Consider the following 25,903-nt stretch of genomic DNA (forward strand, 5'->3'; position numbering starts at 1 on the left):
TCTTCTGTCAATTCCTTGACATGTATTAATAAATGTGTCATATTAAGTCATCGAGACTGTCAAACGGAGGGTTTTTATGCCTGACAAAAAGCGGGATAAAACCGGCAATATCAACGATTATCTCTCGTGCGTCCGGGAGATGACACATCACGACGCCGTCCGGTCAATGCGCGGGTATAATCAGCACGCGGGCGTCGACTGCCTGCGGCACTGCCTGAATGTATCCTACCGTAGCTTTCTCATTTGCCGTCGCCTCGGTCTTGATTACCGCTCCGCGGCAAGAGGTGGCCTGCTCCACGATTTCTTTCTCTACGACTGGCATGTTGAAAACCCATACGGCGGGCTGCACGGCTTCCGCCATCCGAAAATCGCGGCATTAAACGCAAACCGCCACTTCTCGCTGAACAATAAAGAGCAGGATGTTATTAAGAAACACATGTGGCCGCTCACCGTCTCCATGCCGAAATATCTTGAAACGCTCGTTGTCATTCTTGTCGACAAGTTTTGCTGCGTCAGCGAATCCGCAAGCGCCTTCAAGCTTTTCCGCCGCAGTCAGAATTTCTATCTTGAAGAGACATACCAGAATATCTAACGTCTGGCCACTATTTCCCGGCTGTCCTCCGCGCGAGACGGGATAATATGATATGGAGCGTGTATCCATGGACATCTTGGATTTATTTTTGTGGTTTGTCATATACAGCTTTATCGGCTGGGCGTATGAATCGGTTTTGTTTACGATTCAGGAAAAGCACTTTGTCAACCGCGGGTTCCTTAACGGTCCCCTCTGCCCGATTTACGGCTTTGGCGCTATTCTGAACCTGTTGATTTTTGAACATACGACGAACGTTTTTGTCCTGTTTTTCCTCGCCGCCGTCCTGACGACAACACTTGAATATCTGACGGCTGTTGTTCTTGAAAAAGTTTTTAACGCCAAATGGTGGGACTATTCCGAGTTCCCGCTGAATTTTCAGGGCAGAATCGGCGTTATTTCCACCGTTGTTTTCGGTTTGATGTCGGTTGTGCAGATTAAATATGGTCATCCCTTTATCAGCGGCCTGACGGACAGGCTCCCCGATAACTTTAAGATAGCGTTTTCTTTTGTCATCCTCATGCTGATCCTTTTCGACTTTGCCTTTACCGTCCGCCACGTCCTGCTATTAAACGGTCGGTTGAGTGAAATCCAGACGGCGATCAATGCTTTTTTCGAAAAATATTCCCGCCGCGCCGGCGAATTTAAAAATACGCTCCTTGTCAACTTTGAAGGCAGTGAATTTTACTCTGACCGGATCCGAACACTCTTTAACTTAGACAGGCTGCAAAACCTCCGTCTGTTCAAGGCTTTCCCAAAGCTGCAGTCTCTCAAATATGACGGGGCGCTGCGAAAGCTCCGTGACAGGCTTTTGGGAGCACGGAAAAAACCATAAACGAAAAACTGCCGGATATCATCCGGCAGTTTTTTATGCCTATTCAGCTGCTGTGTTCCGCCAGCGCGGCCAGTTCCTTGGCCGCATCAATCCGTGGGAAGATAGCCTCTCCCTTCATGACGGTGACCGCTTTCGGCAGCGCGCCGAACACACCGGCGGCATCCCACGTCGTATCGGCTGGCGCTGCGCCGATCTGCGCCAATATTTTCGCGCTTGTCTCCGGCATAAACGGTGAGAGGAGGACGGCGCAGATTCGAATGGATTCCAACAGGTTGTACATGACGGCGGCAAGGCGCGGTTTCTTCGCCTCGTCCTTTGCCAGCACCCACGGCGTCATTTCGTCAATGTATTTATTGGCCCGGGCTGTGACCCGAAAAATTTCGCAAAGAGCGCTCTGAAACGCGTATTTCTCCATCTGCGTCTCAAAATGACCACGCAGCGCAGATGCCATCGCACACAGCTCCTCATCACCGCTGTCAGCTTCCTGTGTCGTTGGCAGTGTCCCGTCAAAATATTTGATGACCATGGCGACCGTGCGTGAGACGAGATTGCCCAGGTCATTTGCCAGATCGGTGTTAATCCGGCTGATCAGCAGTTCGTTTGAAAACGTACCGTCCGTTCCAAAGGGGAACTCGCGGAGGAGAAAATACCGCAGCGCGTCAACGCCATACCGAGCAGCTAGAATCCCCGGGTCGACGACGTTGCCGACCGATTTGCTCATTTTGCCGCCGTTTAAGAGGAGCCAGCCGTGGCCGAACACCTTCTTCGGCAGAGGCAAGCCGAGCGCCATGAGGAGCGCGGGCCAGATAATCGCGTGGAAGCGGACGATTTCCTTGCCTACAAAGTGGACGTTTGCCGGCCAGTAGTGATCAAAATCATTATATGCCTCGTTGAGATAGCCAAGCGCCGTAATGTAGTTTGTCAAGGCGTCAATCCAAACATACACGACATGGCCGGGGTCGAAATCAACGGGGACCCCCCATGTAAATGTCGTCCGAGAAACGCACAAATCCTCCAAACCCGGCTTTAAAAAGTTGCCCACCATCTCATTGACGCGCGACGCCGGCTCTAAAAAGTCCGGCTGCTTTTCATAGAGGTCAAGAATACGCTGCGTATAGTTTGACAAGCGGAAGAAGTAAGCCTCCTCCTCGGCATATTTGACCTCCCGTCCACAATCGGGGCACTTGCCTTCTTGAAGCTGACTCTCCGTCCAGAACGATTCACACGGCGTGCAGTATCGGCCTTTGTAGGCGCTTTTATAAATATCGCCCTGCTCATAGAGTTTTTTAAAAATCCGCTGAACCGACTTTTCGTGATAATCGTCCGTCGTGCGGATGAATCGGTCGTTACTGATGTTCATGAGCTTCCAGAGGTCGCGGATGCCGCCCGGGCCCTCAATAATATTGTCGACGAACTGCTTGGGCGTCAGGCCAGCGGCGGCTGCCTTTTCCTCAATCTTCTGGCCATGCTCGTCGGTTCCCGTCAGGAACATGACATCATAGCCTTGCATGCGCTTATACCTCGCCATCGCGTCCGTTGCCACCGTGCAATACGTGTGCCCGATGTGGAGCTTGTCCGAGGGATAATAGATGGGCGTTGTGATGTAGAATGTTCCTTTGCTCATGTTATGACTCTTTCCTTTCCGTGTATCATAACAGTGCTTTCGGCACTGCTATCAAAACCGTTCCGTTTAAATCGGATAACCGGCAGTATATCAGACTTCGGTGTGGCGCGCAAGCGCTTACGGCTTGAGCTCAACGACGGCATTGTCCGCCATCTGGAGGCTCTGGCCGTGGCCGACCCTCTTTTCCCGCGGGATGAAGCCGCGCACGGACGTCATCGGATAAATCCAGGTGTGCGGGCCGATATGCGTCCCCGGCTGGGAAACGCTGTTGGCGCCAAGCCGTGATGAATCGCCGAGCACAAGGCCGAAATATGTGTCGCCCAAGTCATGTCGGACGCCTTGAAGCTTTAATGTGACGCCGGTCTGGTCAAATTTGCGGTTTGCGGTGATGACGCCGGAACCGATCCGGGCGGCGGCACCGAGAACGCTGTCCCCGACGAAGGCCAGGCTCGCCACCTTGGCACCGGCGAACAAAAGGCCGCGCTTGACTTCGCTTCCGTGTCCTACAGAGCAGTTATCTCCGATGATTGAATACGGGCGGATGACGGCGCCGGGCATGATTTCGCAGTTTCTGCCAATAAAAACAGGCCCGATGATTGTCACGTCGCCGTATATAACGGTCCCCTCGCCGATGACCAAGTTGCCGCACGTATGCAAGGTCCCGCAGCGGACAGCGCCGTTATTTTCATGAACATCCGGCTCAACAAGCAAGCTGTTTAAGACACTTTTTGCTTTGGCCAAAAGCTCGCACGGCGATTGAACACCGTCTAAAAATCCGTCAATCGGAAATTTTTCCGGCTGTCGAAAATAATAGCTTAGCTCTAAAGACATATTCTGCCTCCAAATGTCATTTTTACTATGTTTTAAAATTATACGCCTGCAAGACACCCAATACAACCTGTTTCTGGACGCAAAAGGTACAAATTCTCTGCAGCGTTGCAGGATATTGACAATTTCTGTTGACGAACCGCCTGCTTTCTATGTAGAATAACATGATGAGCACAAATGACGACGTCCGTCATACTGGAGCGACTATGGACCAGAAGAAAGCTGCCGAAACCTCTTATTCGGAAATCATAAAAACAGCCGCTGGGCAGCATGCCATTTTATTGGCGGGGGCCCCCGCCGCCTGCGCAGCGGCGTCCTATGAGCTCGCCGCCGCGATACTCTGTACCGGCCCGGGCAGAACGCCGTGCCGCGCCTGCGAGCACTGCGGAAAAGTCTCCCGCCGCGTTCATCCGGATCTGTCCGTGCTTGACGGCTCCGAAACCGGCATGATATACGTCGACGAGATCCGCGCGCTTCGGGGGGATGCTGTTATCCTGCCGAACGAGGCGGACAAGAAGATTTATCTGATTTTCGGTGCCGAGTACATGAACACAGCGGCGCAGAACGCCATTTTGAAGCTTCTGGAAGAGCCGCCGCCGCACGCTGTTTTTATTTTGACAGCCGAAAACCCGTCCGCTCTGTTGATGACCGTCCGGTCACGTTGCGTAGAAATTTATCTCCACAGCCAAAACGATGCGCAGGCTAACGAAAGCGCTGATGTCGAAGCTTTTTTCAAAGCCTTGGGCGATGGCCCCGTCGCGCTTTTAACGTTTTCTTTTTCCCTCGAAAAATTTGAGAAGGACCGCCTCATATCCTTTGTTGACGGGGCGCGGGCCGGTGCGGTACACCGTCTCAGAGAAGCACTTCTCGGCGCTCCCGGCATGCCGGAGGCGGCACTTCTTCTCAAGGCTGAGCGCGCTTTAAGCCGGGCCGACGAATTCATCGAGCACAACGTCGGTGCCGGGCACATTGCCGGGCTTTTAGCCGCGGCACTGACAGGACAAAGTGAGGATCATCATGACTGAAGTAATTAGCGTCCGTTTTAAAAACAAAGGAAAAATATATTTTTTTGACCCGTCCGGGCTGTCCGTCCCAACGGGGGCGCATGTTGTAGTCGAGACGTCAAAGGGCCTTGAATACGCCGAGTGCACATTTGGCAACCACGCCGTCGAGGACACGGCAATCATCCCGCCGCTCCGGCCCGTCGTCCGGCTGGCAACGCCGGAGGATGACAAAAGAGCTCTGGACAACAAGGCGCGGGAGAGCGAGGCGTTTGATTACTGCCTGAAGAAAATTGCCGAGCACCGGCTCGATATGAAGCTTGTCGATGTGGAGTTTAGCTTTGAGGGCAATAAAATCCTCTTCTTTTTCACGTCGGATGGGCGTGTTGATTTCCGCGAGCTTGTCAAAGACCTTGCCTCTGCTTTTAAAACGCGTATCGAGCTGCGACAGATCGGCGTTCGCGATGAGGCCCGCATGCTGGGCGGTCTCGGCATTTGCGGCAAACCGTTTTGCTGCGCCCAATTCCTTGACGAGTTCCATCCCGTCTCCATCAAAATGGCAAAAGTCCAGGGGCTATCCTTAAATCCCGTCAAGATTTCCGGTACGTGCGGTCGGCTGATGTGCTGCCTCAAATACGAAGAAAATGCGTATGAAGACCTTGTTAAGCGTGCGCCCAAGGTAGACGCGTTTGTTGAAACCCCCTCCGGCAAGGGGTCTGTCACCAGCGTGAACCTCTTGCGCGGAAATGCCAAAGTCCGCCTGGAGGACGGCATGGACACCACGCTGAAAACCTTTACCTTCGAAGAGCTTGACGTGCTTGGCGGCAAATCGCGCCGCGCCGAGTATATCGCAGCAAAAGCCGAAGGTCGGCTTGAGGAAGCAGGCTTTACCGATACCCAACCCCGTCCGAAGGAACGCCGGCCCGAGCCTGTACGGGAGCAGCGGGGCGAACCCACACCGGAAGCGCCCCATCACAAAAAACCGGAGTATCGAAACGACCCGAAGCGCCAGAAGATGCATCCGGGCAAACAGCCACCGCCAAAAAAACAGTTGATGCCGAAAACGGCGGAGCCCAAGCAAGACGAGACTGTTTTGAGTAAAAAGCCCGCCAAACGGCATCACCGCGGTGGCAAGGGCCGGGGCAAATCATCCGGCCAAAAACAAGCCGGTGAAACACCGAAGCCGGAGTAATCCGGCCCTTCGGCAGCTGTGGCAAGGCCAACCGAAGCGTGGCACGACGGCCGGTCTGCGGGACGATCGCAGAAGCGCTGGCGTCGTTGCCATGCTTTGCTGTCAAAAGCCCCGGTCCGCCTCTTTTGCCGCGCGCTGCCGTGTCGCTGGAAATAAATAATTTGTCGATTTTACAGTTATTTTTTATTATAGGTATTGCAAAACATCACCCAAACCCTTAAAATATCATAACACTGCCTTATCAGACCGATCCGTGCGGCAGGTTTTTTTGTCGGTCTTTTTGATGTGTCGTGATGCGTTTTCGGGGGTTTTCTGCCCGAGAATGGATCACTTATCCGGATATTGGCAGTTTTTCGTGTCTTGAAAGGAATGGTAAACATGAACATGCGTAATTTCCCGGCGCGGCAGGGGCTTTATGACCCGCGGTTTGAGCATGACGCCTGCGGCATTGGCTTTGTTGTCAATATCAAGGGGGAAAAATCAAACCGGATTCTCCGCGACGCTTTGACCGCTTTGAAAAACCTCAGTCACCGCGGCGGTCTTGGCAGCGAGCCCACCTCGGGAGACGGCGCAGGTATCTTATTTCAGATCCCCCACGATTATTATAAAAAGGTCTGCCCGCCTGATGGGATCAATCTGCCTGACCTGGGTGACTACGGCACCGGCATCGTCTTTTTGCCGACGGACACCGATAAGCGTGCGGCGATAGAAGCTCTTTTTAAGTCTGTTGTCGAAGAAGAAGGCCAAACCTTCCTGGGCTACAGAGACGTCCCTGTCGACGCATCAATGCTCGGTAAAACGGCGCGCGGGAGCATGCCGTTCATGCGCCAGATATTCATCGGCCGCAAGGCAGGTGACAGAGGCCTTGACTTTGAGCGCCGCCTGTATATTATCCGCCGTCGCGTTGAAAACGCTGTCGGCGCGCTTCATAACGGCTCAACGCTTTATATGCCGAGCCTCTCGGCCAAAACCATCGTCTATAAAGGCATGCTGACGGCCGAGCAGCTTGACGAATTTTATCTGGACCTTCAGGATGACGCCGTCGTGACCGCGCTGGCACTTATCCATTCCCGATATTCCACGAACACGTTCCCGAGCTGGGAGCGGGCACATCCGAACAGATGCCTCATCCACAACGGCGAAATCAACACGCTGCGCGGCAACGTCAATTACATGGATGCCCGCCAGTCCGTTCTGGAGAGCGACGTTTTCGGTGCCGACATGAAAAAGGTGCTGCCCATCATTGATAAAACAGGCAGCGACTCGTCAATGTTTGACAACACCGCCGAGTTTCTGATGCTCTCCGGCATGCCGATCGAGCGTGTTTTAATGCTGATGATTCCAGAGCCGTGGGCCAACCACGAGAGCATGAGCCCCGAAAAGAAGGCCTTTTATGAATTTAATGCCTGCCTGATGGAACCCTGGGACGGCCCCGCCGCCATGGGCTTTACGGACGGTGTCAGTGTCGGTGCCGTCTTAGACCGCAATGGCCTGCGCCCCTCGCGTTACTATGTAACGACGGACGATACGGTCATTTTGGCCTCCGAGGTCGGCGTTCTCGATATTCCGCCCGAAAAGATTGTGAAAAAAGAGCGTTTGCATCCGGGCCGCATGCTGCTCATTGATACGGAAAGCGGCCGCATCATTGAAGACGAGGAAATTAAAAATAAAGCCGCGTCAAGCGAGCCTTACGGCGACTGGCTAAAAAAATATCTTGTTGACCTCTGCGCGCTGCCGGCCCCGTCGGCCGACAGGCTTGACGGCCGTCCGCTTCTCCTGCTGCAAAAAGCCTTCGGCTACAGCTATGAGGATCTGCGGATGTTTCTCGCCCCCATGGTGACGACCGGTGTTGACCCCGTCGGCGCGATGGGCAACGACACGCCGCTGGCCGTCCTCTCCAAAAAGCCCATGTTAATGTATGATTACTTCAAACAGCTCTTCGCACAGGTGACGAACCCGCCGATCGACGCGCTCCGCGAGTCGTTAATCACTTCTTCGGTTGTCTTCCTCGGTTCAGAGAGCAACCTTTTAAAGCCCGGCCCGGAGAGCTGCCGCCGCATCAAGCTACACGCCCCCGTGATTGACAACGAGGAGCTTAACAAGCTTAAATCTGTCAATATCCCCGGCTTCAAGTCTGCAACGCTGCCGATCCTCTTTAAGTCGGGAGGCGGCGGAGACGCTTTGAAAACGGCGCTCGATCAGCTGTTTGAAGCAGCTGCCGCCGCAATCGCCGGCGGCGCGAACATCCTCATCCTCTCTGACCGCGGCGTTGATGCGAAAAACGCGGCCATCCCCGCCCTGCTCGCTGTTGCCGGTCTGCACCATTATCTTATCCGCTCCGGCCTGCGTCCCAAGGCGAGCATCGTCCTGGAATCGGGCGAGCCGCGCGAGGTGCATCATTTCGCCTGCCTGATCGGCTATGGTGCCGCCGCCATCAACCCGTATGTCGCCCTCGATTCCGTTGCATTGCTCGTAAAAGATCAATATATTAAAGGCTATACGGAAGACAAGGCGCTGCACACCTACATAAAGGTCGCTTACAAGGGTGTAATCAAGGTGCTCTCCAAAATGGGTATCTCGACAATTCAGAGCTACATGGGCGCACAAATTTTTGAAGCACTCGGCATCAGCAACACGGTTGTCGACAATTACTTTACATCAACGCCGGCCCCCATCGGCGGCGTTGGCCTCGACGAGATTGCCAAGGAAGCCGAAATGCGCCACACCATGGCCTTTTCTGCCGTTGATGACGAGGAGGATCTTGATTCCACCGGCAACTACCAGTATCGTCGCAACGGTGAGTATCACCTCTACAACCCCGAGACGATTGACAAGCTTCAGCGGGCGACCCGCGAGGGCAATTACGCCCTGTTTAAGGAATACACCAAGCTTTTAAACGACAATGTAACGGAACACGCAACGCTCCGGTCCGCCATGTGCTTTAAAAAGAGTGCCAATCCTGTGCCGCTTGACGAAGTCGAGTCGGTGGACGCAATTGTCAGGCGTTTTAAAACGGGGGCTATGTCCTTCGGCTCTATCAGCAAGGAAGCGCATGAGACAATTGCTATCGCCATGAACCGCCTGGGCGCGAAGTCCAACACCGGTGAAGGCGGTGAGGACCCGGCCCGTTATAAGAAGGAGCCGAACGGCGACTCGCGTTGCAGCGCCGTGAAACAGGTTGCTTCCGGCCGCTTCGGGGTGACGAGCGAATACCTCGTCAGCGCCCAGGAAATTCAGATCAAAATGGCCCAGGGCGCGAAACCCGGTGAAGGCGGCCAGTTACCGGGCCGCAAGGTGTATCCCGCCGTTGCCAAGGTGCGCTATTCAACGCCCGGCGTCGGGCTTATTTCGCCTCCGCCGCACCACGATATATATTCAATCGAGGATCTCAAAGAGCTCATCTATGACCTCAAAAACGCCAATCCGAACGCGCGCATCAACGTTAAGCTCGTCAGCGAGGCTGGTGTTGGCACAGTTGCCGCCGGTGTTGCCAAGGGCTTTGCCGACGTCGTTCTGATCTCCGGCTACGACGGCGGTACGGGCGCGTCTCCGAGAACGTCCATGCGCCATGCCGGTCTTCCCTGGGAGCTTGGTTTGGCCGAAGCGCATCAGACGCTCGTCTTAAACAACCTCCGAAACAGAATCGTCGTCGAGACGGACGGCAAGCTGATGACGGGCCGTGATGTTGCCGTGGCGGCGCTTCTCGGCGCTGAGGAATTCGGCTTTGCCACCGCCCCGCTCGTTACAATCGGCTGCGTGATGATGCGTGTGTGCAATCTGGACACCTGCCCCGTCGGTGTTGCCACAAACAATCCGGAGCTGCGCAAAAAGTTCACGGGCAAGCCGGAATACGTTGTCAACTTCATGCGTTTCATCGCGCAGGAAATGCGCGAATACATGGCGGAGATGGGCTTCAGAACGGTTAACGAAATGGTTGGCCGCTCCGACATGCTCGACATGTGTGTGCCGGAATCATCTTGGAAGGCGAAAGGGCTTGACCTTTCGGCAATCCTCCATAGGCCGGTGAATGCAGATAACCTTCCCCTCTATCAAACCATCCCACAAAACCACGGTCTTGAGACGGCGCTTGACATGAGTGTACTCTTGAAAGCCTGTGAGCCCGCGCTGCAAAACGGTGAAAAGGTCGAAGTAGACCTTGACATTCACAACACCGACCGCGCCGCCGGGACGATCCTTGGCAGCTACCTGACACGAAAATACGGCTTTGACGGGTTGCCGGAGGACACCATAAAAATTAATCTCAAGGGCTCATCCGGTCAGAGCCTTGGAGCCTTCATGCCGAAGGGTATCACGATAACGCTCCGCGGCGACGCCAACGACTATACCGGCAAGGGCCTCTCCGGCGGTAAGATCGTCGTCATGCCACCGGACGTGTCAACCTTCGTGCCGGAAGAAAATATCATCATCGGCAACGTGGCCTTCTATGGCGCCACAAGCGGTGAGTCCTATATCCGGGGCGCTGCGGGTGAGCGCTTCTGTGTCCGAAACAGCGGCGTCAAAGCTGTTGTCGAATCGGTCGGCGATCACGGTTGTGAGTATATGACTGGCGGGCGCGTTGCCGTTCTCGGCAAGACGGGCCGCAACTTCGCCGCGGGCATGTCCGGCGGTATCGCATATGTGTACGATGACGACGGCACGTTTGCAGCACGATGCAATACGGAAATGGTCCGCCTCACCGCCGTCGAAGGCGAGGCTGCCGACGAGCTCAAAGAGATGGTTGAAAACCACGCGCGGTATACAAACAGCGACAAGGCCAAAGCCCTTCTCGCCGATTGGGGCGCGTCACTTAAAAAGTTCGTCCGCGTTCTGCCGAACGACTATGACCGCATGCTGACGGCAATTAAAAAAGCTTTTGACGACGGTTACTCGGGCGACGAAGCCCTGATGATCGCGTTTGACGCCAATAATCGTGACGTCTCGCGCCTGAGCGGAAACTAAGGGGGTACAGACAATGGCTAAACCGACAGGATTTTTAGAATACCAACGAGAAAACGCTCCCGACAGGCCGATCAGCGAGCGTATCCAAGACTGGAACGACTTTCATACGGAAATGCCGCTTGACAAGCTCAAGGAGCAGAGTGCCCGCTGTATGGACTGCGGCACGGCTTTCTGCCAGATGGGCCTCATGATCGGCGGAACTGCTTCCGGCTGCCCGTTGAACAATCTCATCCCCGAGTGGAACGAGCTTTTATATAACGGCATGTATGAAAAAGCATACAAACGCCTTGCTAAAACAAGTAACTTCCCGGAATTTACGTCGCGCGTCTGTCCCGCGCTCTGTGAGGGCTCCTGTACACTCGGCTTAAACGATGACGCGGTGGCAACAAAGCAAAATGAGCGCGCCATCATCGAATATGCGTTTGAAAACGGCTATGTGAAGCCCCGTCCGCCGAAAACCCGCACCGGTAAAACAGTGGCCGTCGTCGGCTCCGGCCCGTCCGGCCTTGCCTGCGCCGATACGCTCAACAGATTCGGCCATACGGTCACCGTCTTTGAAAAGGACGATCGCGTCGGCGGCCTTCTCATGTACGGCATTCCGAACATGAAACTTGAGAAAAAAATCATCGATCGCCGTGTTAAGCTGATGGAAGAAGAGGGCGTCGTCTTCAAAACAGGCGTCGAGGTCGGCAAAAGCGTCACAGCAGAAAGCCTTAGAAAAGACTATGACGCCGTCGTCTTATGCATTGGCGCCAAACGCCCGCGTGACCTCCGTGTTGACGGCCGCGACTGCGGCGGCATCTATTTCGCCGTCGACTTCTTGGCGGCAAACACGAAGAGCCTGCTCGATTCAAATCTCGCAGACGGGAAGAACATCTCCGCCAAGGGAAAAGACGTTATTGTTATCGGCGGCGGCGACACGGGCACAGACTGCGTGGCAACGGCAATCCGCCACGGCTGCCATACCGTCAACCAGCTGGAAATTCTCCCCGCGGCTCCTGTTGACAGAAACGTGAGCAACCCCTGGCCCGAATGGCCAAAGGTCTTCAAAACCGATTACGGCCAGCAGGAGGCCATGGCGCTCTATGGGCGCGACCCGCGCAACTTCTGTCTGACGACGAAGAAAATTGATTGTGACGAAAACGGCAATGTTAAAGCCCTCCATACCGTTGAAGTGGATTGGAGCACCGGTGCGATGAAAGAAATCCCCGGGACGGAAAAAACATGGCCGGCGCAGCTTGTTCTCATCGCCATGGGCTTTTTGGGGCCGGACGAGGCGATTATCCAAGAGCTCTCCTTAAATCAGGATAAACGTAGCAACATTGACGCCGCCGAGGGCGTGTTCGCAACGAATGTTGACGGCGTGTTCGCCGCCGGTGACGCGCGCCGCGGCCAGAGCCTTGTTGTCTGGGCCATCCGCGAAGGGCGTGATGCCGCCACCGCCTGCAACGCATATCTGAAAAGCAAATAAACAAACGGCGGGGGCTGACCCCCGCCGTTTTCTTCCCCGTCATATGCCGGTGCGCGAAGCAGACGTGCCGTCGCCCGTCTGCGCCGTTATTTTCGAATGACGCCGCAGGCGATTTTTTTCCCGGCGTTTCCGGCGGGCTGTGATGTAAAGTCGTCCGGCGATGCGTGAATAACGACTGTCCGCCCGATGATGTCCTCAACGGTAAACCGTCCCGTCAGGAAAACGAGAAAGGCCCGCCCGTTGTCTTCAAAAAGCGGCGGCATATCGCCGGCGTGGTAAGGGTGCTTGCAGCCCTGCGGATTGAAGTGCCCTTTTGCATCGGCAAACGCGTCCTCGCTGTTTCCAGCGCAGGCCGTACCCTCGTGGATATGAAACGCGAAGACGCCGCCGGCGCATAAATCGCCGCCGTGTGGCAGCCCCATCACCTCGGCACTGACGAGAACGCCGTCTTTCGTCTGATAAAAGCCGACCGTTCCGACAATATCGGAATAGGCGCTGCTGCCTCTTATATCAGCTTTGGCGTCCGGCCGTTTTTTGTCCAGAATATCGATATAGTATTTTGACCGCTGCGATAAAAACCAGATCATAGTCATACTCCGTTTCTTAAGAAGGCATCTGTGACGCCCTCTTTTATACTATGCTCTAATTATCCCTGCGGTATTGACAGATTGTTTTTTATGTGTTAGTATGCGTCTTGTTATCACTGGAAATCTATCAGAGTCCAGAATTTTTGACCGTATCCGCACAAAGCGGATATAAGAGGCCGGACGGACAGCCAGGTCAAATGCCGCGTGGCAACTTCGTTGCCTTATTGATTGAACCCCGCTTAAATTTTATAAGTTGGTTACTTTAAACCAAATACACTTGTGAAATGGATCAATAAGAGTAGTAAAAGTAATTCTTGCTATATAGACTCTGAAATTTGTCAAAGAATGAATAAATAAAACGAATTTACATTCGAAATAAATAAAACATTTCTAAGATAAGCGCTCAAGTGTGTTGTGGTGAATACCATAATGACGTGGGCATTTATTTTTTTTTTGGTGAGGAGACGCGGCCATGGAGAACAAACTGAAATTATACGGCTTTAACAATCTGACGAAATCCTTAAGCTTTAATATATATGACGTCTGCTATGCCAAAACAGAGCGCGCGCAGAAGGACTATATCGCGTACATCGGCGAACAGTATAATTCAGAACGGTTGACGAAGATTCTCTTTCACCTGACGGAAATGATCGGCGCGACGGTTTTAAACGTCTCCAAGCAGGATTATGACCCCCAGGGCGCGAGTGTGACGTTTCTGATTGCCGAGCCGTCCATGATCATGCACCCGAGTGGCGACACCGTCGTCGCCCATCTTGATAAAAGCCATGTCACCGTCCATACGTATCCGGAATACCATCCGGATAACGCCATCGCCACGTTCCGCGTCGATATCGACGTGACGACATGCGGGGCCATCACCCCCTTGTCAACCCTCGACTATCTGATCAGCAGTTTCGATAGCGATATCATCACGATGGATTACAGAGTGCGCGGCTTTACGCGCAATATTGACGGCAAGAAGCTTTTTATCGACCACACGATCACCTCCATTCAGGAATATATCGATGGCAAAACCCTAGAGCGGTATGACACCATTGACATTAATATGTACCAGTCGAATATTTTTCACACGAAAATGCTCATCAAGGAAATCGACCTGCAGAATTACCTCTTCAACGCCGATGTCTATGAGCTGCCGCCGAAAACGCGCTTGCAGATCAACAGCCTTCTCCGCAAGGAAATGATTGAGATTTTCAGCGCGATGAACGTCTATTAATCGAGGGTCTGTGACATTGGAAAACAAGTTGGATCAAAACAGAACGCCGATTTTAGAGGCGCTTCGGGTCGTCAAAAGCCAGCGCCTCGTGCCGTTTGACGTTCCCGGCCACAAGCGTGGTCGCGGCAGTCCGGAGCTGACGGATTTTCTCGGCGAAAAGTGCTTAAGCGTGGATGTCAATTCCATGAAGCCTCTTGACAACCTCTGCCACCCCGTTTCCGTTATCCAAGACGCCGAAGCGCTGGCCGCGCAGGCCTTCGGCGCGCATCACGCCTTCTTCATGGTGGGCGGGACGACGTCCGCCGTTCAGGCGATGGTCATGACGGCTTGCAAAAAAGGCGATAAAATTATTCTCCCGCGCAATGTGCACATCAGCGTTATCAACGCCCTCATTATCTGCGGCGCGACGCCCGTCTATATAAACCCCCAGATCGACAAGGAGCTGGGGATTTCTCTTGGCATGTCTGTCGGAGATGTGGAAAAAGCCCTCCGAGATCATGCCGACGCCAAGGCCATATTAATCAACAACCCCACCTATTACGGCATCTGTTCCGACTTAAAGCATCTGACGGCGCTCGCGCACGACTGCGGCATGCTGGTACTCGTCGATGAGGCGCACGGCACCCATTTTTATTTTGGCGAAAACCTCCCTGTTTCGGCGATGGCCGTCGGAGCCGATATGGCGTCCGTCAGCATGCACAAATCCGGCGGCTCCTTGACACAGAGCTCACTACTTTTAACGGGGGCTGGCGTCAACGCGCATTACGTCCGCCAGATCATTAACCTCACACAGACGACGAGCGGCTCCTATCTGCTTTTATCAAGCCTTGATATCTCCCGAAAAAATCTGGCCCTCAACGGTCGGGAGATTTTCGAAAAGGTCGCGGCTATGGCACAATATGCCCGAGACGAGATCAATCAAATCGGCGATTATTACGCTTTTTCAACAGAGCGCATCAACGGAGATACCGTCTATGATTTTGACAGGACAAAGCTCTCCGTCAACACGCTCGGCCTCGGCCTTGCCGGGATTGAGGTGTACGACATTCTGCGCGACGAGTATGACATTCAGGTTGAGTTCGGTGATATTGGCAATTTCCTTGCTTACATCTCCGTCGGCGATACGAACAAAAATATCGAGCGACTCGTCAGCGCCCTGTCCGACATCCGGCGGCTGTATAAAAAGGACCGCGCCGGGATGCTCTCCTACGAATATATTTCCCCAACGGTTGTGACAACGCCGCAAAAGGCTTTTTTTGCCGAGAAGAAATCTCTGCTGCTGGAGGAGTGCCTCGGCGAAATCTGCGCCGAAAACGTGATGAGCTATCCGCCCGGTATCCCGATACTCTCACCGGGTGAGCAGGTTACAAAAGATATTATTGATTACATCATCTACGCGAAGGAAAAGGGCTGTTTTTTGACGGGTCCGGAGGATCTTGCCGTAGACAGACTCAACGTTCTGAAAAGGAGCGATTAGCATGGAGCTGTGGTTTTCCGAGCGGCACACCAAAAATGTGATGTTTTCCATCAGGACAGATAAGCAGCTGTATTCGGGCGAAAGCCCATTTCAGCGGATCGACGTATTCGAGTCCGAGGAGTTTGGCCGGTTTCTGACGCTGGACGGCTTTCTCATGCTGACGGAGAAAGACGAATTTATTTATCATGAGATGATCGTCCACCCCGCCTTTGCCGTGAACCCGGACATCCGGGACGTGCTCGTCATTGGTGCCGGTGACGGCGGCGTGGCACGTGAGTTATCCCGATACGCGGGCATCAAGCGCATCGACATCGTTGAGATCGACGAAAACGTCGTCGGCGTCTGCAAAAAACTGCTGCCGCAGACGGCGTGTGGCTTTGACGATCCGCGCGTGACGCTCACTTTTCAGGATGGGCTGAAATACATCCGCGGCTGCAGCGATCAGTATGACCTCATTATCGTCGATTCGACCGATCCGTTCGGCCCCGGCGAGGGCCTCTTTACAAAAGAGTTTTACGGCAACTGCTACAAGGCGCTCCGAGACGACGGGATCATGATTAACCAGCACGAAAGCCCGTTTTATGAAAACGACGCGCGCGCCATGCAGCGGGCGCACAAGCGCATCGTTCAGTGCTTTCCAATAAGCCGCGTCTATCAGGCGCATATCCCGACGTATCCGTCCGGTCACTGGCTGTTCGGCTTCTCGTCCAAGCGCCGCCATCCGACGGCTGATTTAAACGAAGACCGCTGGAACGCCTTAAACCTGCCGATGAAGTATTACAACACAAAGCTGCACGTTGGGGCATTTGCCCTGCCGAATTACGTCTGGGAGATGCTCAGAGATGTTGAATAGACAGTATGCGCCGTTTATCGGCTGTGAGAGTGAGTATCCCGAGGCCGCCGTTGTGTTGTTCGGCGCGCCGTTTGACTCGACGACGTCTTATAGGCCCGGTACGCGCTTTGCCAGCCGCGAGATGCGCGCCCAATCGTTCGGCCTTGAGACGTACAGCCCGTATTTGGATCGCGATCTTAGCGATATCGCTGTTTTTGACGCCGGGGACTTGGAGCTCCCCTTTGGCGACACCCAAAAGGCCCTTGTGCAGATCGAGGCTCTCGCGTCAGATGTTTTTGACGACGGCAAAATCCCCGTCATGCTCGGCGGCGAGCATCTGGTGACGCTTGGTGCCGTCCGAGCAGCCTTTAGACATCATCCCGACCTGTGTCTCATCCATTTTGACGCGCACGCCGACCTGCGCGACGATTATCTGGGTGTTTCGTTATCGCACGCGTCAGTGATCCGCCGGTGCCACGACTTTCTCGGGGACGGGCGCATCTTTCAGTTTGGCATCCGCTCCGGCGATAAAAGCGAATTTCTCTTCTCAGGCAGTCATACCCACTTGCAGAAGTTTGATTTTACAGGGCTTTCCGATGTACTCGCTGCCTTGGGGGACAAGCCTCTTTATCTCACGGTTGACCTCGACGTGCTTGACCCGTCTGTTTTCCCGGGGACGGGGACACCGGAGGCCGGGGGCGTCACGTTCCGCGATCTGCGCCAGGCGATCAAAACAGTCTGTGTGGGCCGCGTCGTGGGCTGTGACCTTGTGGAGCTCTCTCCTGTATACGACCAGAGCGGCGTCTCAACGGCGACGGCCTGTAAAACGCTTCGTGAATTGCTGCTGTCCCTGCATCTATTAAGGGAGGAATAACGATGGGAAAAGCCCTCATCATCGGCTGCGGCGGCGTTGCCGCCGTCGCCATTCATAAGTGCTGCCAAAACAGCGCTGTTTTTGACGATATCATGATCGCCAGCCGGACGAAAAGCAAGTGCGACGCGTTGAAGGACAAGCTCTCCGGCGGCAAAACGACAATTTCAACGGCACAGGTCGATGCCGACAGCGTCCCGGAGCTTATTGCGCTCATAAGCGCCTACAAGCCGGATGTTGTTTTAAACCTCGCGCTACCGTATCAGGATCTTGCCATCATGGAAGCCTGCCTCGCCACAAAGACGAGCTATGTCGACACCGCCAATTATGAGCCGCTTGATACGGCGAAATTTGAATACAAATGGCAGTGGGCTTACCGCGACCGATTTGAAAAAGCCGGGATTACGGCGCTACTCGGCAGCGGCTTTGACCCCGGCGTCACGGGCGTTTTTTCAGCCTATGCGCAAAAGCACTATTTTGACGAGATTCACACAATCGATATTCTCGATGCCAACGCGGGCGACCACGGCTACCCGTTTGCCACAAACTTTAACCCCGAAATCAACATCCGAGAGGTCACGGCCAAGGGCAGCTATTGGGAAAACGGCCATTGGGTCGAGACGGAACCGATGGAAATTAAGCGCGTTTACAATTTCCCTGAAATCGGCAACAAGGATATGTATCTTCTCCACCATGAGGAGCTGGAGTCTCTGGCTCTGAACATCAAAGGCATCCGGCGCATTCGATTTTTCATGACGTTCGGGCAGAGCTATTTGACGCATCTCAAGTGCCTTGAAAACGTCGGTATGACGGCCATCGAGCCGATCGAATATGACGGGAAAATGATTGTCCCGCTCCAATTTTTGAAGGCCGTGCTGCCAGACCCTGCAACGCTCGGCCCGCGGACAAAGGGCAAGACGAACATCGGCTGCATCTTCACCGGTGTAAAGGACGGCCGGGAAAAAACCTATTATGTCTACAACGTCTGCGACCATGAGGCGTGTTTTAAAGAAGTTTCTTCGCAGGCTATTTCGTACACGACCGGCGTTCCCGCCATGATTGGCGCAATGCTCGTTATGAATGGCACGTGGAAAAAGCCCGGCGTCTTCAACGTCGAGGAGTTTGACCCCGACCCGTTTATGGAAGCCCTCAACACTTGGGGCCTCCCCTGGCAGGAGAGCTTCTCGCCGGAGCTTGTGGACTGATGGACGGCCTGTTTGATGCCGCGGCTGTCAAAACGCCGTCTTATGTCGTCGACGAGGCCCTTCTGATAAAGAACCTCGAGATATTAAAGCATGTCATGGACAGGACGGGCTGCAAGATCTTACTCGCCCAGAAGGCCTTTTCCATGTTTTCGCTCTATCCGCTCATCGGCCGCTACCTCAGCGGCACGGCAGCCAGCGGCCTTTTTGAGGCCCGACTTGGCCGTGAGGAAATGGGCGGCGAAACGCACGTTTTCTCAGCGGCGTTCTGCGACGACGAATTTGACGAAATCGCGGACGTCTGCGACCATGTCGTTTTCAATTCCTTCGCGCAGCTCCAGAAATTTAAAGACAGGGCGCAGTTGAAGGATTGCCGTCTCGGTATCCGCATCAATCCAGAGCGCTCGACGCAGGGGCGCGACATTTACGATCCCTGCGCCGCCGGCTCCCGCCTCGGCGTGACCAAGGACAATTTCCGGGAAGACCTCTTGGACGGTGTGAGCGGTCTTCACTTTCATACCCTGTGCGAGCAGAATGCCGACGCGCTCATCGTCACGCTGGAGGCCGTCGAGCAGAAGTTCGGCGCTGTCCTGCACAGGATGGACTGGGTCAATTTCGGCGGCGGTCACCATATCACGCGGGCGGATTATGATGTCGAAGCACTCATCTCCGCGATCGGTGCGTTCCAGGATAAATATCAGGTGGCCGTCTATCTGGAGCCGGGCGAGGCCGTTGCCTTAAACACGGGTTATCTCGTCTCAACCGTTCTCGACGTTGTCTCAAACGGCATTGACATTGCGATTCTTGATGCCTCGGCCGCCTGCCACATGCCGGACGTTTTGGAGATGCCGTACCGCCCGGCTGTTCTCGGTGCGGATTTCCCGAACAGGAAAAAGCACACCTACAGGCTCGCCGGGCCGACGTGCCTTGCCGGGGACGTTATCGGCGATTACAGCTTTGACAGGCCGCTTACTGTTGGCGACAAGCTTATTTTCACCGATATGGCCATCTACTCAATGGTTAAAAACAACACCTTCAACGGCATTAATCTGCCGTCAATCGCGATTGCCAAAGCCGATGGCACGACTCAAATTGTCAAGACCTTCGGTTTCGCGGATTTTAAAAACCGCCTGTCATAAAACGCCATGCGCCCTGCGCCTGCATATCATTGCGGGCGCTCGTCTCTTGTTGACATCAAATCGGAATACAGCTATACTGTTTTTCGTGGCGCCAACGCCTGACGCCGACACTGGGAGGTCTTTTTTATGCTTCATATCGAGAATCTTACAAAGACTTATGGTGAAAAACGCGCTGTTGACAATTTGTCGCTGCACATCAACCCCGGGGAGATTTACGGCTTTATCGGTCATAACGGCGCTGGTAAGACGACGACAATCAAGGCCTGCTGCGGCATTTTGCAGTTTGACAGCGGCGACATCACCGTCAATGGCAAATCGATCAAAGCTGACCCGCTCGGCTGTAAAAAAAGCCTTGCCTATATTCCGGACAACCCCGATCTTTACGACTTTCTGTCTGGCATTAAATATCTCAATTTTATTGCCGATGTTTTTGGCGTCCCGGCTGACATCCGGCAGGAACGCATTCACAAATACGCCGATTTATTCGATCTGACGAGCGACCTTGCGCAGCCCGTTTCCGCCTATTCACACGGCATGAAGCAAAAGCTCGCCATCATCTCCGCGCTCATCCATGAGCCGCGGCTGATGATTCTTGACGAGCCTTTTGTCGGGCTTGACCCCATCGCATCGCACAAACTTAAAAGCATCATGCGCGAGCTGTGCGACGGCGGCGGGGCCATCTTCTTTTCAACGCATGTTCTGGAGGTCGCCGAAAAGCTGTGCGATAAGGTCGCCATTATCAAAAGCGGCCGCCTCGTCGTTGCGGGGACGATGGAAGACGTTCGCGGTAACGCGTCACTCGAATCCGTCTTCCTTGAGCTGGAGGATCGGAAATGACCGGAAGGCTCGTTGCGCTCAATATCCGGGCGCTTTTTTCTAGGATGTTTCTGCGGGGTAGAATGCAAAAAAACGAAGCCCTGTTTTTATTGTCCTGATCGCTCTGCTCGCCCTTTATGTCATCGGCGCTTTTTTAAGCATGTCAGCCGTGACGTTTTATCAGCTCAGCGGCGCGTTGTTTCCGATGCGACTCGGCTGGTTTTATTTCTCCATGATGGGTCTGGCCGTTTTTGGACTTTGCTTTATTGGGAGCATTTTTGCAGCCCAAAATCAGCTTTTTAACGCCAAGGACAACGAATTGCTTTTATCGCTGCCTGTGAGGCCCTCAGATATTCTTATTGGCAGGCTGGCTTCACTCCTCGTATTGGAGTATATTTTTGCAGCGTTTATTGCCGTTCCGGCGTTCGTTGTCTGGGTTGTCTACCAGCCCGTAACGATCCTTAGCATTGTGTTTTTTATGATCGCCGTATTAGCCTTGCCTCTCGGCGCGCTCGCCTTAGCAAGCCTGATTGCCTGGCTGATCGCCCTTATAACGTCGCGGCTGCACAACAAAAATATCGCAACGCTTGTCTTGTCCCTGCTTTTCCTCTTCGGCTACTTTAAGGTCGTTTCAAATATCAACGGCTACTTGAACAGCCTTATTCAAAACGGCGTGCAGATTGCCGCAGCCGTCCAAAAGGCCCTGCCGCCCGCCTATTACCTCGGCAAGGCGATTGAAGACGGGCGCTTCTGGAGCCTTCTTGTTTTTCTCCTTAGCGTCTTGATTCCGTTTGCTATTATGGTTTTCATCCTATCATGGAACTTTATCGCCATCACCACCGCAAACCGCGGCGCGGCCAAGATCAAATACAAGGAAAAGGCCTTGAAGTCCTCCGGCGTGCGTACCGCGTTCACAAACAAAGAACTGCGCCACTTTTGGTCGAATCCGATGTATATCCTAAATGCCGGGCTTGGCGGGGCGTTTATGCTTGCAGGCGCCGTTCTCCTTGTCGTCAACCGGAGCATGGTGCTGACGTATTTGAGCCGATTTAACGCCGCGGGGCTTTTCCTGTCCCCAGCCATACTCGTTTGCGTCGCGCTCACCGCCGTCTCGGCGCTCAATTTTGTCTCGGCTCCGTCTGTCTCGCTGGAGGGGAAGAACCTTTGGATTGCCAAAAGCCTGCCCGTCCTGCCGCTTGATGTTTTGATGGCAAAAGTTCAACTGCATCTTCTCGTCTGCGGTATTCCGGCATTATTAGCCGGGCTTATCTGCGCCGTAACACTTGGCGTAAATTTTCTGGAATTTCTCCTTCTGCTTGCCCTGCCGCTGCTCATGACGCTGCTCACCGCTTTATTTGGTGTCGTCATGAATCTTCAATTCCCGAAATTTGATTGGATCAATGAGCTGCAGCCAATTAAGCAAGGGTTGAGCGTGCTGATCACCATGTTCGGCGCGATGGCTTTTATCGCCGCCCTTATTGTTTTATATGTTGTCGTATTGGCAGGCGTTTTCACCGTCGAATTATATCTGATGCTGTGCGCCGTTTTATTTGCCGTTTTGTCCAGCGCCCTCTATCTGTATCTATCCGGCGGTGGCAGCCGCCGTTTTGAAGCGCTCAATAATTGAGCCAATGAAATCACCAAGCGTTACGAAGGGAGCTCACTGATGACTTATTCACACGAAGTGGAACAGATGACGTGCCTGAAAAAAGGCGCCAATCACGGCCCGGCCCCGATTCCCGAGGAGGGCAAGTGGGTCAAGGCCACAAAAATCGAGGACATTTCCGGCCTGACGCACGGCGTCGGCGGCTGCGCGCCGCAGCAGGGGGCCTGCAAACTGACGTTGAACGTCAAAAATGGCGTTATTGAAGAGGCGCTCGTCGAAACGGTCGGTTGCAGCGGGATGACGCATTCCGCCGCGATGGCCGCCGAAATCCTGCCGGGCAAAACAATTCTGGAGGCACTCAACACCGACCTCGTATGCGACGCTATCAACGTCGCCATGCGCGAGCTGTTTTTGCAGATTGTCTACGGCCGGACGCAGACAGCATTCTCTGAAGGCGGCCTGCCTATCGGCGCAAGCCTTGAGGACCTCGGCAAGGGTTTACGCGGTCAAGTCGGAACGACGTTTGGCACACTTGCCAAGGGCCCGCGCTATTTGGAGATCGCCGAGGGCTATATCAGCCGCATGGCACTCGACGCCGACAGCCAAATAATCGGTTATGAATTTATTCATCTCGGCAAGATGATGGATTTCATCAAAAAAGGCACCGACGCCAACGAGGCGCTGAAAAAAGCAACCGGCACCTACGGGCGCTTTGCCGAGGGCGTTACATACATCGACCCGAGACACGAATAAGGAGGCTCACATCATGGAACTGTTTGAAAGCTACGGGCGCCGGATCGACAAGGTGAACGCCGCCCTTTTAGAAAACGGCATCAAAAATCTCGACGAGGCCAAAGCACTCTGCGCGCAGCATGGCCTTGACCCATATACGACAGCGCGAGACGTTCAGCCGATCTGCTTTGAGGACGCTGGTTGGGCCTATATCGTCGGTTCGGCGATTGCGCTCAAGAAAAACTGCGCCGTTGCCGCCGAGGCGGCGAAAACCATCGGCATTGGGCTGCAGGCCTTCTGCATCCCCGGCTCCGTCGCCGAGGACCGCAGGGTCGGGCTCGGGCACGGGAATCTCGCGGCAATGCTCCTCTCCGATGAAACGGAATGCTTTGCCTTTTTGGCCGGTCATGAATCCTTCGCCGCGGCGGAGGGCGCCATCGGCATCGCCAGAAGCGCCAATACTGTCCGCCAAAAGCCCTTGCGCGTCATCTTAAACGGCTTGGGGAAGGACGCCGCGCAGATCATCTCCCGCATCAACGGCTTTACATACTGCAAAACGGCGTTTGATTACTACGCCGGAACGGTTGCCGTAACAGAAGAGCTTGCCTACTCCAAGGGTGAGCGCGCAAATGTCCGATGCTATGGGGCGGACGACGTCCGCGAGGGCGTTGCGATCATGCACCTCGAAAATGTGGACATCTCCATCACCGGCAACTCCACGAATCCGACGCGTTTTCAGCACCCCGTCGCGGGTACATATAAGAAAGAGCGCGTCGAACTCGGGCGCAAATATTTCTCCGTCGCGTCCGGCGGCGGCACGGGCAGAACACTCCACCCGGACAACATGGCAGCCGGCCCCGCCTCCTACGGCATGACGGACACGATGGGAAGAATGCACTCCGACGCACAGTTTGCTGGCTCCTCCTCTGTCCCGGCGCACGTCGAGATGATGGGCTTTATCGGCATGGGCAACAACCCCATGGTCGGCGCCACCGTCGCCTGCGCGGTCAATGTGGCAAAAGCGCTGGCAAAATAAGCAAAAAACTTTTACGAATATTAAAGAGACAAGCCAGAAATCGGCTTGTCTCTTTGTTTTGATGTCAATCAGGTTTCCTAAATCGGCTCATATGTCCCGCCGGTATTCTCTTTATTTAGCGTCCCTTCAATTTCGATCAAAAAGCATGTTACAAGGTCTTTGCAAATAGGCCTGTGCAAAATGCCCTTCGGAACAATAATAAATTCACCTTCATTGAGATGCACAAAGCCATCCGCTAATTCAATATCAAACGAGCCTTCAATACAGTAAAACAGCTCATCGGATTTCTCGTGCACATGAAAGTCAAGCGTTCTATTTTCCGCTTTTAAAATATTAAGCGTATGATTATTCAGTTTTCCGACATTCAAGTATGTAAAAAGCTGGTTAAGCGACGTAGCCTTCTCTTTTAAATTGACTTTTTGAAGCATCAATTTGCCTCCTATTCATCGTCTCCATATCTTTTTGCCACAGCAATCGTAAATGTTTTCCGCATATCTGCGCCGACCTATTTTCGTAATCTCAAATCGATATTATTTTTCCGCGCTTTTTCTTCTATTTCAGATATTACAATCGCGATCTTTTCCCTCAACGCCATCTCGGTGTCATTCACTTTATTCCGGATACTGTTTTTAATATCATTCAGATCCTCAAGGTCCAAGAGATTGACGGCAACGCAGTACGTATTCATTCTTCTGCCATCATTATACGCGTTGACAAGTTGCTCAAGAAAGGCGACTTTTTCGTTGAGTTCTTTCATATAAGCCTCAATCCCTTTGACACGGGCTTTTTCAAGATCGGAAATCACATGGCGGTAAGTTATAAATGAATCTTTGTCGCTTTGTTTTTGGTACCTTTCACAGGGGTACGCGGCGCATTGAAAACAGTACGCCACATTATCATGCTTTTGGCTGCACGCAATAACGGCGCAGGAGGGGTGTTTCAAGTGGAAATCCTGGCCACCGCAGCCGGGGCATCTGGACGCGCTTTTACTCTGATAGCGCGGGCAAAGTCCGCAGTTTAATCCACACAATGAAAAAAGCGGGTAGTCTCGTTTATAGGCTTTCATGTATGCCCTCCAATGTCATCTCCCTATATCTGCCCCAACACTTCCCCGATTTTACCGTCGATGAGAAGGTCGGCTTGAGAATCATAGCTTGTTGTGCTTTTGTTGATGAGAACAAGCTTTTTACCCTTGTAGTAATTAACGAGTCCCGCCGCAGGGTAAACGACGAGGGATGTGCCCCCGATGATTAAAACCTCAGCGTTTGATATATGCTGGACGGCAGCGTGCATCACATCAGCATCAAGCCCCTCCTCATATAAAATAACGTCGGGCTTGATGATGCCGCCGCAATCACAGCGCGGCACGCCGTCGGTCGCGCTGACGGCCTCCAATCCGTACGGCTTTAGGCAGCGCATACAGGTGTTCCGATGTACCGAGCCGTGCAGCTCCAGAACATTCTTGCTCCCAGCCATCTGGTGCAGCCCGTCAATATTTTGCGTGATAACGGTACGGAGCTTGCCGATTGTTTCCCATTCCGCCAGCTTTAAATGGGCGGCGTTCGGGGCAACGCCGGTAACGAGCAGCTTGTCCCGGTAGAAGCGGTAAAATTCCGCCGTGTTTGAAAGAAAAAACGAGTGGCTGATAATCGTCTCCGGTGGGTATTTGTATTTCTGGCTGTAAAGGCCGTCAACGCTCCGAAAATCCGGTATCCCGCTCTCGGTTGACACGCCCGCCCCGCCGAAGAAAACAACGTTGTCGCTCTCGTCAATCCATTTTTTCAACTGCGTGATTTTTTCGTCCATCATATGTCCTCCGTTGATTTTAAGTGCGGTCGCTGACGGCTTGTCTGTATTAGAAACAAGGGG

At 53.7% G+C, this 25,903-nt stretch carries 22 protein-coding genes; 16 read left to right on the top strand and 6 right to left on the bottom strand.

Annotated elements, in window-relative coordinates; genetic code table 11:
• Window positions 1-76: 76 nt before the first annotated feature.
• The gene (locus IZU99_10355) at window positions 77-592 is read left to right on the top strand and encodes an HD family phosphohydrolase (GenBank protein ID UOO37628.1); all 516 of its coding nucleotides are present in this window, start codon (window positions 77-79) and stop codon (window positions 590-592) included.
• Window positions 593-659: 67 nt separating this feature from the next.
• Window positions 660-1,424: a putative ABC transporter permease gene (locus IZU99_10360; GenBank protein ID UOO37629.1), complete on the top strand. Its 765-nt coding sequence runs from the start codon at window positions 660-662 to the stop codon at window positions 1,422-1,424.
• 43 nt (window positions 1,425-1,467) lie between these two features.
• Here the strand turns inward: IZU99_10360 and metG are convergent, their stop codons facing one another.
• Window positions 1,468-3,048, bottom strand: coding sequence for a methionine--tRNA ligase (gene metG / locus IZU99_10365; GenBank protein ID UOO37630.1), 1,581 nt, complete (start codon window positions 3,046-3,048; stop codon window positions 1,468-1,470).
• Between the two features lie 117 nt (window positions 3,049-3,165).
• Window positions 3,166-3,879, bottom strand: a complete 714-nt coding sequence (locus tag IZU99_10370) for a hypothetical protein (protein UOO37631.1) — start codon at window positions 3,877-3,879, stop codon at window positions 3,166-3,168.
• 203 nt (window positions 3,880-4,082) lie between these two features.
• Between IZU99_10370 and IZU99_10375 the strand changes: the two genes are divergently transcribed.
• The 4 genes from IZU99_10375 to IZU99_10390 all read left to right on the top strand — a co-directional run bounded on the left by IZU99_10375 (window position 4,083) and on the right by IZU99_10390 (window position 12,499).
• The gene (locus IZU99_10375; GenBank protein ID UOO37632.1) at window positions 4,083-4,901 is read left to right on the top strand and encodes a hypothetical protein; all 819 of its coding nucleotides are present in this window, start codon (window positions 4,083-4,085) and stop codon (window positions 4,899-4,901) included.
• Window positions 4,894-6,069, top strand: a complete 1,176-nt coding sequence (locus IZU99_10380) for a hypothetical protein (protein ID UOO37633.1) — start codon at window positions 4,894-4,896, stop codon at window positions 6,067-6,069. Before IZU99_10375 ends, IZU99_10380 begins: the two co-directional genes overlap by 8 nt.
• 369 nt (window positions 6,070-6,438) lie before the next feature.
• On the top strand, window positions 6,439-11,028 hold the full coding sequence (gltB, locus tag IZU99_10385) for a glutamate synthase large subunit (GenBank protein UOO38816.1): 4,590 nt from the start codon (window positions 6,439-6,441) through the stop codon (window positions 11,026-11,028).
• Between the two features lie 13 nt (window positions 11,029-11,041).
• Complete coding sequence (locus tag IZU99_10390; GenBank protein UOO37634.1) at window positions 11,042-12,499, top strand: glutamate synthase subunit beta; 1,458 nt, start codon at window positions 11,042-11,044, stop codon at window positions 12,497-12,499.
• An 86-nt stretch (window positions 12,500-12,585) separates the two neighbouring features.
• On the opposite strand, the gene IZU99_10395 is transcribed toward IZU99_10390, so the two are convergent.
• Entirely contained in the window at window positions 12,586-13,086 is a 501-nt protein-coding gene (locus IZU99_10395; protein UOO37635.1) for a superoxide dismutase family protein, read from the bottom strand.
• Window positions 13,087-13,558: 472 nt separating this feature from the next.
• Here IZU99_10395 and speD point away from each other — a divergent pair, with 472 nt between their 5' ends.
• The 10 genes from speD (at window position 13,559) to IZU99_10445 (ending at window position 24,034) form a co-directional block, all read left to right on the top strand.
• Window positions 13,559-14,323, top strand: a complete 765-nt coding sequence (gene speD, locus IZU99_10400) for an adenosylmethionine decarboxylase (GenBank protein UOO37636.1) — start codon at window positions 13,559-13,561, stop codon at window positions 14,321-14,323.
• Between the two features lie 16 nt (window positions 14,324-14,339).
• On the top strand, window positions 14,340-15,800 hold the full coding sequence (locus IZU99_10405; GenBank protein ID UOO37637.1) for an aminotransferase class I/II-fold pyridoxal phosphate-dependent enzyme: 1,461 nt from the start codon (window positions 14,340-14,342) through the stop codon (window positions 15,798-15,800).
• A gap of 1 nt (window position 15,801) precedes the next feature.
• The gene (gene speE, locus IZU99_10410) at window positions 15,802-16,653 is read left to right on the top strand and encodes a polyamine aminopropyltransferase (protein UOO37638.1); all 852 of its coding nucleotides are present in this window, start codon (window positions 15,802-15,804) and stop codon (window positions 16,651-16,653) included.
• Window positions 16,643-17,506: an agmatinase gene (gene speB / locus IZU99_10415; GenBank protein UOO37639.1), complete on the top strand. Its 864-nt coding sequence runs from the start codon at window positions 16,643-16,645 to the stop codon at window positions 17,504-17,506. Before speE ends, speB begins: the two co-directional genes overlap by 11 nt.
• 2 nt (window positions 17,507-17,508) lie before the next feature.
• A complete protein-coding gene (locus tag IZU99_10420; GenBank protein UOO37640.1) occupies window positions 17,509-18,708 on the top strand; it encodes a saccharopine dehydrogenase family protein in 1,200 nt (399 codons plus the stop codon).
• A complete protein-coding gene (nspC, locus tag IZU99_10425; protein UOO37641.1) occupies window positions 18,708-19,844 on the top strand; it encodes a carboxynorspermidine decarboxylase in 1,137 nt (378 codons plus the stop codon). Before IZU99_10420 ends, nspC begins: the two co-directional genes overlap by 1 nt.
• Window positions 19,845-19,970: 126 nt before the next feature.
• Window positions 19,971-20,681, top strand: coding sequence for an ABC transporter ATP-binding protein (locus tag IZU99_10430; protein ID UOO37642.1), 711 nt, complete (start codon window positions 19,971-19,973; stop codon window positions 20,679-20,681).
• Between the two features lie 148 nt (window positions 20,682-20,829).
• On the top strand, window positions 20,830-22,287 hold the full coding sequence (locus tag IZU99_10435; protein UOO37643.1) for a hypothetical protein: 1,458 nt from the start codon (window positions 20,830-20,832) through the stop codon (window positions 22,285-22,287).
• Between the two features lie 39 nt (window positions 22,288-22,326).
• A complete protein-coding gene (locus IZU99_10440; protein ID UOO37644.1) occupies window positions 22,327-23,019 on the top strand; it encodes a hypothetical protein in 693 nt (230 codons plus the stop codon).
• A gap of 13 nt (window positions 23,020-23,032) precedes the next feature.
• Complete coding sequence (locus IZU99_10445) at window positions 23,033-24,034, top strand: GGGtGRT protein (GenBank protein UOO37645.1); 1,002 nt, start codon at window positions 23,033-23,035, stop codon at window positions 24,032-24,034.
• Window positions 24,035-24,111: 77 nt separating this feature from the next.
• Here the strand turns inward: IZU99_10445 and IZU99_10450 are convergent, their stop codons facing one another.
• From IZU99_10450 to IZU99_10460, 3 genes are all read right to left on the bottom strand, one after another.
• A complete protein-coding gene (locus tag IZU99_10450) occupies window positions 24,112-24,462 on the bottom strand; it encodes a cupin domain-containing protein (protein ID UOO37646.1) in 351 nt (116 codons plus the stop codon).
• 77 nt (window positions 24,463-24,539) lie between these two features.
• Window positions 24,540-25,100, bottom strand: coding sequence for a DUF3795 domain-containing protein (locus IZU99_10455; GenBank protein UOO37647.1), 561 nt, complete (start codon window positions 25,098-25,100; stop codon window positions 24,540-24,542).
• A gap of 23 nt (window positions 25,101-25,123) precedes the next feature.
• The gene (locus IZU99_10460; GenBank protein ID UOO38817.1) at window positions 25,124-25,840 is read right to left on the bottom strand and encodes an NAD-dependent protein deacylase; all 717 of its coding nucleotides are present in this window, start codon (window positions 25,838-25,840) and stop codon (window positions 25,124-25,126) included.
• Window positions 25,841-25,903 lie beyond the last annotated feature (63 nt).

It is taken from the genome of Oscillospiraceae bacterium CM, from assembly GCA_022870705.1.
Taxonomy (GTDB): Bacteria; Bacillota; Clostridia; order Oscillospirales; family Oscillospiraceae; genus Sporobacter.